6 protein-coding genes and 1 pseudogene are annotated in these 8858 nt (G+C 63.2%); all 7 read left to right on the top strand.

What is annotated here, in order from left to right; all coding sequences use genetic code 11:
• Positions 1–96: 96 nt before the first annotated feature.
• Positions 97–822 (top strand): annotated as a pseudogene (locus tag AAHS21_RS31740) (MCE family protein); the annotation flags it as partial.
• A 59-nt stretch (positions 823–881) separates the two neighbouring features.
• Entirely contained in the window at positions 882–1907 is a 1026-nt protein-coding gene (locus AAHS21_RS31735; RefSeq protein WP_342931242.1) for an MCE family protein, read from the top strand.
• Entirely contained in the window at positions 1904–3262 is a 1359-nt protein-coding gene (locus AAHS21_RS31730) for an MCE family protein (protein ID WP_342931241.1), read from the top strand. Before AAHS21_RS31735 ends, AAHS21_RS31730 begins: the two co-directional genes overlap by 4 nt.
• The gene (locus AAHS21_RS31725; RefSeq protein ID WP_342931244.1) at positions 3252–4604 is read left to right on the top strand and encodes a virulence factor Mce family protein; all 1353 of its coding nucleotides are present in this window, start codon (positions 3252–3254) and stop codon (positions 4602–4604) included. The genes AAHS21_RS31730 and AAHS21_RS31725 overlap by 11 nt, the downstream gene beginning before the upstream one ends.
• A gap of 2 nt (positions 4605–4606) precedes the next feature.
• Positions 4607–5764, top strand: coding sequence for a virulence factor Mce family protein (locus AAHS21_RS31720; protein WP_342931243.1), 1158 nt, complete (start codon positions 4607–4609; stop codon positions 5762–5764).
• Between the two features lie 2 nt (positions 5765–5766).
• A complete protein-coding gene (locus AAHS21_RS31715) occupies positions 5767–7215 on the top strand; it encodes an MlaD family protein (protein ID WP_342931240.1) in 1449 nt (482 codons plus the stop codon).
• A 266-nt stretch (positions 7216–7481) separates the two neighbouring features.
• Entirely contained in the window at positions 7482–8486 is a 1005-nt protein-coding gene (locus AAHS21_RS31710) for a glutathione S-transferase C-terminal domain-containing protein (RefSeq protein ID WP_342931239.1), read from the top strand.
• Positions 8487–8858 lie beyond the last annotated feature (372 nt).

Here is an 8858-nt window from a genome sequence, read left to right as displayed (position 1 = left end):
AAATCACCCCACCGACACCGCCCTCAGACGGCGATCAGCAAGCCGGAACGGAGGTCGCCTGAAACACGCCGATCCACAGGTATTGACAATTCCTCTACGGTCGCCGCGGCGAGCACCACAAGCGCAACGGTGACAGCAAAAGCCACCGAACTCGACCAGCTGCTGGTCGGCATTGCCGGATTGTCGCGCAGCGGCACCGACCTGCTGGGCCCGAACAAGGACAACTTCGTTCAGACGATAAACCTGCTGGCACCGACGACGGACCTACTGATGAAGTACAACCCCTCACTCACGTGCCTGCTGGTCGGCACGCAGAAGACGAACGAGGAGATGCGGCGGATCATGGGTGGCGGCAACGGGAAATCCTTCATCATCGATGCCGGTCTGCTTCTAGGGGACGACCCGTACCGGTATCCGGACAACCTGCCGATTGTCGCCGCCAAGGGCGGTCCGGGCGGCAGGCCCGGTTGCGGATCGCTTCCCGACGTCGCGCAGAACTGGCCGGCCCGCTACCTCGTCACGAACACGGGATTCGGCACCGGCCTGGACATGCGACCCAATCCGGGTATCGGATTCCCGGGCTACGCCAACTACTTGCCCGTCACCCGCGCAGTACCCGAGCCGCCGAGCATCCGTTACCCCGGCCCTCCGGCCCCAGGCCCCATTCCCTACCCTGGCGCACCCCCTTACGGGGCGCCGCAGTACGGGCCGGACGGAACACCGCTGTATCCCGGAGTGCCGCCAGCCCCGGCAGCCGCGGCCGCGCCGGATGAAACAAGCGGTACGGCAACGGATTCCACACCACCGAGCCCGCCGCCGTAAACAAGCCGGCCTCATCGGCGATCTCCGAACCAAACACTTACGTTGAAAGGTGAACCGCATTGCGGAAGAAGTCGGGACTGCTCTGGCGACTTGCCGCGTTCCTCACCGTGTGTCTGGTGGGCACCGCGTGTCTGGTCACGCTCTACGGTCAGCTGCGGTTTCCTCAGGAGACGACATACAACGCCGTCTTCAGCAACGTGAGCGGCCTGAAGAACGGCAACTTCGTCCGCATCGCCGGCGTCGAGGTCGGCAAAGTCAAAGACATCAAGATCAGAGATGATGCGTCGGCGCTGGTGACCTTCAGCGCGGACGACTCGGTGGTGCTGACCGAGGGCAACCGGGCAATCGTGCGATACGACGACCTCATCGGCGGCCGCTATCTGGCCCTGGATCAGGGTCCCGGCGGTTCCCGCAGACTGCCACCGGGGGCGACCATTCCCATGGACCGCACTGCACCCGCGTTGGACCTGGACGCGCTGATCGGCGGCTTCCGCCCGCTGTTTCACGCGCTGGATCCCGACCAGGTCAACGCGCTGAGCGGGCAACTCATCGCAGCCTTCCAGGGCCAGGGTCCCACCATCGGGTCGATCCTCACCCAGACCGCAGCCCTGACCAATACCCTGGCCGACCGCGACGAACTCATCGGACAAGTCGTGGGCAACCTCGATACGGTGCTGGCTTCGCTGGGCGACCACAGCGACAAACTCGGCCAGGCCGTCGATTCGCTCTCCGAACTGGTGCGCGGACTCGACGCCCGCAACAAGGACATCAGCACCGCGGTGGCCTACGCCAACGAGAATGCGGCCACGATCACTGACCTGCTGAGCCAGGCCCGCCCACCCCTGCAGAAAACGATCCGCGAGACCGACCGCGCATCAGCGGCCATTCTCGCTGAGCACGACTACTTCGACGACCTGCTGAAGACACTTCCCGACGCCTACCGTGTGCTCGGCCGCCAGGGCCTCAGCGGGGACTTCTTCAATTTCTACCTGTGCGACATCGCGTTGAAGCTCAACGGCAAAGGGGGCCAACCCGTTTACGTCAAGATCGTCGGCCAGGATTCCGGAAGGTGTACACCACGATGAAACCCTTCCAGGAACGCAACCCGATCATCATCGGCGCGGTCACCATGACATTGATCGTGATCGTCACCGTGGGGTTGTTGAACTACAACAAGCTGCCGTTCGTCTCACCGGGTACCACCTATCGGGCCTACTTCGAAGACCTCGGCGGCCTGACGTCCGGAGCAGCGGTCGAAGTGTCGGGTTTGGAATCCGGCAAGGTCAAGAACATCACCCTCGATCGGCAAGGCGTGCTGGTCGAATTCACCGTCGCGGGAGATGTCCGGTTGGGTGAGGACACCGAGGCCGCCATCAAGACCGAAACTGTCCTCGGCGCCAAGTTCCTGGAGGTGACTCCGCGTGGCGCCGGCCACCTCCACGAGACGATCCCGTTGCAGCGCACGACATCTCCCTACCAGTTGCCGGATGCGCTCGGCGATCTGACCGCAACGATCAGCGGGGTCAACACCGGGCAGCTGTCAACTGCGCTACAGACCCTGTCAGACACCTTGAAGGACACCCCACCTGAACTGAAGGTCGCCGTTGACGGTGTGGCGCGCTTCTCCCAGACTCTCAGCCAGCGCGACGCCGAACTGAGGAACCTGTTGTCGAACGCCGGAAAAGCGACAACGGTTCTAGCCGAGCGCACCGACACGATCGTCGCGCTCATTCGCAACACCGATTCGGTGCTGGCCTCACTTCGCAGTCAAAGCGCTGCCCTTGACGCCATCTCGGGAAACATCTCTGCACTGGCTCGGCAGCTTGGCGGCTTCATCGACGAGAACCGGGCCACCCTCAAACCCGCATTGGACAAACTCAACGGCGTGCTGGCGACACTGGACAACCGAAAAGCCGAGATTCAACAGTCAATCAAGGGGCTGAACACCTATGCGATGAGTTTCGGCGAGGTGTTGTCCGGGGGGCCCTTCTTCAAGGCCTATATAGCCAACCTCATTCCGGGCCAGTTCATTCAGCCATTCGTCGACTCCGCGTTCTCCGACCTCGGGTTGGACCCCAATGTGCTGCTGCCGTCGCAACGTACAGACCCGCAGACGGGCCAGCCGGGAACTCCAGCCCTTCCGGTGCCCTATCCGCGCACCGGGCAGGGTGGCGAACCGCATATGACGCTGCCCGACGCGATCACCGGAAAGCCTGGAGACCAGGCATGCGGTCCGCCTGCAATCGCGCTACCCGGCCCCGGCTGCTATCCCTACCGGGAGCCGCTACCTGCGCCTGCGCCGGGTGGTCCGCCTCCCGGCCCACCGGCGACGCAGACTCCCGATTCCACCGCATCAACGCCGCCGACGCCAAGCCCGGTGTTCGTACCCGCGCCTGCCGAACCGACGGCCTCGAGTCAGGCGGGGAATGATGATCAATAACCGCCGAGTCAAGGCCGCGCTGACAGCCGTAATCGTCGCCCTCATCGTGGGCGGGGGATACGTTGTCGTGCAGTCCATTCGGGCTTCGCACCGCACGCATGTCGTTGCCTACTTCGACAACAGCAACGGCATCTTCCCCGGCGACGATGTCCGCATCCGCGGTGTCAACGTCGGCAAGATCGACAAGATCGAGCCAGAACCCACCCGGGTGAAAATCAGCTTCTGGCTGGACAGTGCGTACGCGGTTCCCGCCGACGTTAAAGCCGTGATCGTATCGCCGACGTTGGTGACCGCACGCGCCGTCCAACTCACCCCGCCCTACAGCGGCGGCGCGGCTCTGCAGAACGACGCGGTCATCCCCCAGGAGCGCACCGCGGTCCCGGTGGAATGGGACGACGTCCGCGTCCAGCTTGAACGCCTCACCCAGGCGTTGCAGCCCACCAAGCCCGGCGGCAGCAGCACCTTGGGAGCGTTGGTTCACACCGCCGCAGACAATCTCCGCGGTCAGGGCCCGGCGATCCGGGACGCTGTTATCAAACTGTCCCAGGCGCTTTCGGCGCTCGGCGATCACAGCGGCGACATCTTCACCACCGTCAAGAACATCGCCACGCTGGTGACCGCGCTCAAGGACAGCGCGGGACTGCTCGAGAACCTCAACCGAAACCTCGCTTCGGTCACAGGGCTGCTCGCCGACGAACCCGGCGAGGTCGCCAGCGCGGTCAAAGACCTCAACGATGTGGTCGGCAAGGTCAGCAGTTTCGTTTCTGACAACCGCGAAGCGCTGGGCACGACCTCCGACAAACTCGCATCGGTGTCGACTGCGCTGAACGAAAGTCTGGACGACATCAAACAACTCCTGCATATTCTGCCGACAACGGCGGCCAATGCCGCCAACCTCTATCAACCCGCACAAGGCAGCCTCACTGGCATCGCCGCGGTCAACAACTTCGCCGACCCCATCAACTTCCTGTGCGGCGCCATCCAGGCGGCATCACGTCTGGGTGCCGAGCAGTCGGCGAAGCTGTGCGTGCAGTACCTGGCGCCGATCGTGAAGAACCGCCAATACAATTTCCCGCCGCTTGGCTTCAACCCGTTCGTCGGCGCGACGGCACGGCCGAACGAGATCTCCTACAGCGAGGACTGGATGCGCCCGGATTACGTTCCGCCGCAACCTCCCCCAGCTGCGCCGCCCGCTCCGCCAACCGGCGACCCCGCGCCCGCGCCACCTGGCCCCCCGTTGGCCGCCGAACAGGCGACACCCACAGATGCGGCGGCGCCGCAGACCACCGACCCAGCAGCCGGGCTGGCGGGAATGATGCTGCCGGCGAGGACGGGGTCATGAGCATGCGCAACTGGCAACGGATACCGGCCGCTATCCTGACGTGCATCCTGACGGCCGTCACGGTCGCAGGCTGTGGGTGGCGAGGGCTGAATTCCCTGCCACTCCCTGGAACCGAGGGCAATGGGCCCGGGGCTTACGTCATCCAGGCGCAGATGCCTGATGTGAACAACATCCAGCCCAATTCACGCGTGCGCGTCGGTGACGTCACGGTTGGCACAGTCATCAAGATCGAGCGCCAAGGTTGGCACGCGCTGGTGACCATGAAGCTCAACGGCGATGTGGTGCTTCCCGCCAATTCGACAGTGACACTGGGTCAGACGGCATTACTGGGGTCGCTGCACATCGAGCTGGCGCCGCCGACTGACTACACCCCTGAGGGCAGGCTTCATCAGGGTTCGCTGATACCGCTGTCGTCCGGAAAGGCCTACCCATCGACCGAGCAGACCCTGGCGACGGCCTCGTTGCTGCTCAATGGCGGAGGCATCGCCAAGGTGCAGGACATCACCACGGCGCTGAGCACCGCGTTATCCGGGCGGGAGGGGGACCTGCGCAGCCTGATGGATCAGTTGAACACATTCGTCACCCGAATCAACGATCAAACCGGCGACATCATCGCGACCAGCGACAGCCTCAACCGCCTGCTGGGCCAATTCGCCGCGCAAAAGCCGGTTCTCGACAAGGGCCTGGACACAATTCCCGACGCTCTGGCGGTGGTCAATCGAGAACGGGAGAATCTCATCGACGCGGTCGATCAGCTGGGCAAACTCAGTGCGCTGGCCGCCGACTCGGTCAACAAGACCAAAGCGCCGTTGGTCCAGGAACTCAAAGACCTTGGGCCGGTGCTGGAATCACTGGCCAACGCCGGTCCGGCGCTGACACATGCGTTGGACCTGATACCCACATTCCCGTTCCCGAAATCCACATTGACCAAGTGGTTCCGCGGCGACTACGCCAACGTGAGTCTGGTCGTCGACCTGACGCTCAGCCGGATCGACAGCTCGATCTTCACCGGAACCAGATGGGAATGCGATCTGACATGGCTGGAGATGCAGTGGGGCCGAACCATTGGCCAGCTGCCCAGTCCGTGCACCAACAGTGCGCCACCCAACGGCGCCGGTAACCCCCTACTGGCGCCCTACCGCTACGACCAGGGACCGTAACCGTGTATCTCAGCAAGCTGGTCAGACGCCAACTATCGGTCTTCTCCGTCGTCGCAGTCGTCGCCGGTGGCACAATGGCCATCGGATACCTCGACCTGCCCAAGACCCTCTTCGGAATCGGGCATTACAAGGTGACTGTGAACCTTCCATCGTCTGGCGGGCTGTACAAAGACGGCAACGTCACCTACCGCGGGGTTGAAATCGGTCGCGTTGAGGACGTTCGGATCAGCGGCAGCGGAGTCGACGCGGTGCTGTCATTGAAGTCTGACACCAAGATTCCCGCGGACGTAGACGCCAACGTGCACAGTCAGACAGCTGTCGGCGAGTTGTTCATCGAGCTCGTCCCCCGCTCTGGCGACGGCCCCAAGCTCAAGGACGGTGACGTGATACCTGCCGACCGCGCAACGTTGCCCCCGGATGTCAACACCCTGCTGGCCCAGACCAACGCCGGCCTGCAAGCCATCCCCCACGGCGATCTCAAGACCGTGATCGATGAGTCCTACACGGCGATAGGAGGATTGGGGCCAGAACTGGCGCGCATCGTCAAAGGGGCGACCACTCTTGCCGCCGATGCGCGCGCAAACCTCGACTCGCTCACCGCCGTCATCGATCAATCCAAGCCCGTGTTGGACAGTCAGACCAACTCCTCGGATTCGATCCGGGCCTGGGCGGCCAACGTCGCTGAGGTCACTCGTCAACTGCAAGAACAGGATCCCGCGCTGAAAGGCGTGCTGGACAAGGGGCCTGCTGCAACAAACGAAGCACGCCAATTGGTTGACCGTCTCAAGCCCACGCTGCCCGTGGTCCTGGCCAACCTCGTCAACCTCGAACAGGTGGCAGTCACCTACCAGCCCAGTCTCGAACAGATCCTTGTCCTGTTCCCCAAGGACATCGAGATGCTCCAGGCTGCCCAACTCGCCAACCGCGATACCAAGCAGGACTACAAGGGACTGTTCCTGTCGTTCAACCTCAACGCCAACCTCCCTCCGCCGTGCACCACCGGTTTCCTCCCCGCTCAACAGGTACGCTCGCCCAGCGAAGTGGACTATCCCGAACGGCCCGCAGGCGACATGTACTGCCGGGTGCCGCAAGACTCGGCGTTGGACGTGCGCGGTGCGCGTAACGCCCCGTGCATCACACGCCCAGGCAAGCGTGCACCCACCGTCAAGTTGTGCGAGAGCGACGAAGACTACGTGCCTCTCAACGACGGCTACAACTGGAAGGGCGACCCGAACGCCACGCTGTCCGGCCAGTCGGTACCCCAGCAGCCGCCGGGAACGCCGCCACCAGCCGGTGCCCCCGCGCCGCCGCCCATCGCGGTCGCCCAGTATGACCCCGCAACCGGCACCTACACCGGGCCCGACGGTAAGCAGTACACGCAAACCGATCTCGCTCACGACGGGCGGCCGCGCGCGTGGCAGGACTTGCTCATTCCACGCGGCGGTGGCTGATCGATCCAACGTGGAGCGCAGCGCATGCGAGCTACACCAATGATTCCGCCCGGCCGCGAATCTAGTGAGCGAATGAACTCTAGGTACAAACGTGAGATGTGTTGATGGGCATTAATACCCAGTCGGTCGAAGACGCTCTTTCGACGCCGAAGGCGGCCAACCGATTACAGGTCGAAGCCCTGACCAGCCCCATCGTCTAAACCTACGGCCACATCAATCCCACACGACTCCAGATCGGGTAATCCCTTGAAAGAGACGAATAAACCATGAGCTATGTCGCCGCCGGCGGCGAATTCAACCGCGACACCAACTACATCAGCAGCCGCATCACCGCTGACGGCCGCGATGGCTATCCCGTCGAACCAGGCCGCTACCGCCTGATCGTCGCGCGGGCCTGTCCGTGGGCCAACCGCACGATCATTGTGCGACGACTGCTCGGCCTGGAAAAGGTTCTTTCCATTGGCTTTTGCGGACCAACGCACGATGCACGCAGCTGGGCCTTCGACCTCGACCCAGGTGGCCTCGACCCGGTGCTGAAGATCCATTTCTTACGCGACGCATACAACAAGCGCATACCCGACTATCCGAAGGGAATTACCGTGCCCGCGATCGTGGACGTGCCGACGGGCGCAGTCGTCACCAACGACTTCGCCCAAATGACCGTGGACTTCTCTACGCAGTGGACCCAATTCCACCGCGAGGGCGCCCCCCAGCTCTATCCCGAGCGACGGCGCGACGAGATCGACCACGTCGCCCGGCGCATCTACACCGAGGTCAACGACGGCGTCTACCAATGCGGCTTCGCGAGCTCACAGGATGCATACGCCAGAGCCTACGACCGATTATTCAGCGCACTCGATTGGCTTTCTGAGCGCCTACAGACCCAACGCTATCTCGTCGGCGACACCATCACCGAGGCAGACATCCGGCTGTTCACCACACTGGCCCGATTTGACTCCGTGTATCACGGCCACTTCAAATGCAATCGGTCGAAACTCACAGAGATGCCGACGCTGTGGGCCTACGCGCGGGATCTGTTCCAGACGCCGGGCTTTGGCGACACCATCGACTTCGTGCAGACCAAGCAGCACTACTACACCGTGCACACGGATATCAATCCGACACAAGTCGTGCCGAAGGGTCCTGACCTGTCAAACTGGCTCACGCCGCACGGCCGCGAAGAGTTAGGCGGTAGGCCGTTTGGAGACGGCACACCACCTGAGTCGACTCCCGAGGGGGAACACGTGCCCGACCGGCACGAAGCCCGATAATGTCAGACGGTCTCGACACACCAGACAGCACATGCTACCTGCCCCAGCTCACAGACCTCGTCCTCGCACATGCAGTCCTCGCGGCCGCCCATTCAAGCTGTCTGAGTCGCGGTCATAGCGCTTCACTGCCACCACACACTCCTCGGGCGTGGTACGCCAGCCACCGTGGAGCGCTAAATCCCAGAGCCCACCCGCGCCTAGCTACTAAGACCTGAAAAAGTCGGCGCGTTGATCCGCGCGTTGACGTGCTGAACAGGGAGGATGGCCTCAAGCCCTTGAGCAATGATCAGAACCTGTGGATGAGCCTCGGCGAGGGGGCGTGAAAGTGGGCGCACCTTCCCGAGGATGATCTGAAGTCCAGTAGCTCTGATC

This window comes from Mycobacterium sp. 050272, from assembly GCF_039023525.1.
Classification (GTDB): Bacteria; Actinomycetota; Actinomycetes; order Mycobacteriales; family Mycobacteriaceae; genus Mycobacterium.
The sequence above is the reverse complement of the archived record's forward strand: the minus strand, read 5'-3'. Positions and strand labels throughout refer to the sequence as shown.